This is a genomic window from Pseudomonas sp. EGD-AK9, assembly GCF_000465935.2.
GTDB lineage: Bacteria > Pseudomonadota > Gammaproteobacteria > Pseudomonadales > Pseudomonadaceae > Aquipseudomonas.
Genome location: NZ_AVOF01000367.1, coordinates 1 through 3,004 on the forward strand (window position 1 = coordinate 1; position 3,004 = coordinate 3,004).

Here is a 3,004-nt window from a genome sequence, read left to right on the forward strand (position 1 = left end):
CGGCCCGCGCACTGAGATCGTCGGCGTGCAGGGCGTTGGCCTGGCGCCGCAGGATCGCCAGCGGGGCGATCAGCAGGCGATAGAGCAGCACGCCGAGCAGCACCGCGAGCACTGCCGGCACTATCCGCTGCAGCAGCAGGTTCCACAGTTCGAGGTGCTGGCGCGGGTTCAGGCGCTGGGGCAGCTCCATCACCAGGCGCGATTCGCCGTCGCTGAACGGCACATAGAAGGTCGGCGTACCGCCGGGTCGCCCCACCAGCCAGTCGAGGCGGCGCACGAAGTCCAGCCGCGCGCGCTCGTCCCCATCCAGCGCCTGCGACGACAGGGAGCGCTGCTGCCCGTCGACCACCACCGCCCAGACCTGCTCGCGCTCGTGCAGGCGCGCCAGGAAGGCATCGACCCCACTCATCCCCGCCTCGCGCCAGGCGGCCTCGGCCTCCTGGCCATAGGCGCGCAGCAGCGCCTTGGTCGAGGCCGGCAGACGCGAGGTGGCCTGAATGAACAGGCGCTCCAAATCGACATGCAGGCTGACCAGCAGCAGGCAGAACAGCGCCAGCGCGCCGGTCAGCTTCCACAGCAGCGAGTGCCGTCCCGGCAGCCTCATGCGCCCGCCCGCGCCAGCACGTAGCCCCGGCCCCACACCGTTTCCACCCGCCCGCCCTGGTAGCCGATGGTCTGCAGCTTGCGGCGGATATGGCTGACGTGCATGTCCAGGCTGCGATCGTGCTGGGCGTAGCCGCGGCGCAGCGCCTGCTGATAGAGGAAGGGCTTGCTCAGCGCCTCGTCGCGGTGCCGCCAGAGCAGCTCCAGCACCCGGTACTCGCTGGGGGTCAGCCCCGCCCAGTGGCCGGCCAGGGCCACGTCGCAGCGGTCCTCGTCGAACCACAGGGCGTCGGCCGATTCGCGCGGCGACGGCTCGCGCCGCTCGTAGGCGACCCGGCGCAGGATCGCCTCGATGCGCACGCTGAGTTCGCCGAGGCTGAACGGCTTGGGCAGGAAGTCGTCGGCGCCCTGGCTGAAGCCGGCGATGCGATGGGGCTCGTCGCCCAGCGCCGAGATCAGCAGCACCGGCACGCCGCGCCGCCGACGCAACTGCTGCAGGGCGTCCAGGCCGTTGGTGCCGGGCAGCAGGATGTCCATCAGGATCAGGTCGAAGTCCTCGCTCTCGGCCAGACGCAACCCCTCGCTGCCGTCGCGGCTGAGGGTGATGCGGTAGCCGCAGCCCTGCAGGTGGGCCTGCAGGTGGCTGGCGAGCAGCGGGTCGTCTTCGACGGCGAGGATGCGGGCGGCGGGATGAGCGGTGGACAGCATGGCGAACGACCGAAAAGACGAATGCGAACAATTCTACCTACTAAACCCGGACCACTCATCTACAGATTCCTCGGCAGCGAATCGCTACACTGCCCAGACGTCATAAAGGAGACCAGGCGTGTTCAAGGATCTAGGCATCAAGGGCCGCGTGCTGCTGCTCACCCTGCTGCCCACCAGCCTGCTGGCGCTGGTGCTCGGCGGCTACTTCACCTGGGTGCAGCTGTCCGGGCTGCAGGCGCAGCTGCTGCAGCGCGGCGAGATGCTGGTCGAGCACCTCGCGCCGCTGGCCGCGCCGGCCCTGCAGCAGCAGAACAAGCCGCTGCTCGAACGCATCGCCCGGCAGTCGCTGGAGCACCCGGACGTGCGCGCGGTGAGCTTCCTCGCCGCCGAACGCGCGCCGCTGGCGCATGCCGGGCCGAGCATGCTCAACCCGGTGCCGAACGACCAACCCGGGCTCAGCCGCCTCAGCGGCCAGGACGCCACGCGTTTTCTGCTGCCGGTGTACGACCAGCACCTGGCCCTCAGCGACGACTCCGGCGACGAGCGCAGCGCCGAACTGCTCGGCTGGGTCGAGCTGGAGCTGTCGCACCAGGGCACCCTGCTCAGCGGCTACCGCAGCCTGTTCGCCAGCCTGCTGCTGATCGTCGGCGGCCTCGGCGTCACCGCCCTGCTCGCCCTGCGCATGAGCCGCAGCATCAACGGCCCGCTGCGCGCGATCAAGGCTGGGGTCGCCCAGCTCAAGGACGGCCACCTGGAAACCCGCCTGCCGCCGCTGGGCAGCGTTGAGCTGGACGAGCTGGCCGCCGGCATCAACCGCATGGCCGAGGCCCTGCAGAACGCCCAGGAAGAACTGCAGCACAGCATCGAGCAGGCCACCGAGGACGTGCGGCAGAACCTGGAGACCATCGAGATCCAGAACATCGAGCTGGACTTCGCGCGCAAGGAGGCCCTGGAGGCCAGCCGCATCAAGTCCGAGTTCCTCGCCAACATGAGCCACGAGATCCGCACCCCGCTCAACGGCATCCTCGGCTTCACCAACCTGCTGCAGAAGAGCGAGCTCAGCCCGCGCCAGCAGGACTACCTGGCGACCATCGAGAAGTCCGCCGACAGCCTGCTCGGCATCATTAACGAGGTGCTCGACTTCTCCAAGATCGAGGCCGGCAAGCTGGTGCTCGAATCCATCCCCTTCAACCTGCGCGACCTGCTGCAGGACACCCTGACCATCCTCGCCCCCGCCGCCCACGAGAAGCAGCTGGAGCTGGTCAGCCTGATCTACCGCGACACCCCGCTGGCCCTGCGCGGCGACCCGCTGCGGCTGAAACAGGTGCTGACCAACCTGGTGAGCAACGCCATCAAGTTCACCCGCGAAGGCACCATCGTCATGCGCGCCATGGTCGAGGACGAGAGCGCAGACCGTGCCCAGCTGCGCATCAGCGTGATGGACACCGGCATCGGCCTGTCCGACGAGGACCTGCGCGCGCTGTTCCAGGCCTTCAGCCAGGCCGACAACTCGCTCAGCCGCCAGGCCGGCGGTACCGGCCTGGGCCTGGTGATTTCCAAGCGCCTGATCGAGCAGATGGGCGGCGAGATCGGCGTCGACAGCACGCCAGGCGAAGGCTCGGAATTCTGGGTCAGCCTGACCCTGCCCAAGGCCCGCGACGACGCCGACGACCTGCCGCGCGCGCCGCTGCAG

At 69.3% G+C, this 3,004-nt stretch carries 3 protein-coding genes; 1 reads left to right on the forward strand and 2 read right to left on the reverse strand.

What is annotated here, in order from left to right:
• Together N878_RS16495 and N878_RS16500 are read right to left on the reverse strand one after the other, a co-directional pair.
• Positions 1 to 604, reverse strand: a 604-nt coding sequence (locus N878_RS16495; RefSeq protein ID WP_021444712.1) for a histidine kinase sensor domain-containing protein, incomplete at its 3' end; no start/stop codon positions are given.
• Positions 601 to 1,311, reverse strand: coding sequence for a response regulator transcription factor (locus N878_RS16500; RefSeq protein WP_021444713.1), 711 nt, complete (start codon positions 1,309 to 1,311; stop codon positions 601 to 603). The genes N878_RS16495 and N878_RS16500, both read right to left, overlap by 4 nt.
• Before the next feature lie 118 nt (positions 1,312 to 1,429).
• Here N878_RS16500 and N878_RS16505 point away from each other — a divergent pair.
• Positions 1,430 to 3,004, forward strand: a 1,575-nt coding sequence (locus tag N878_RS16505) for an ATP-binding protein (protein WP_021444714.1), incomplete at its 3' end; no start/stop codon positions are given.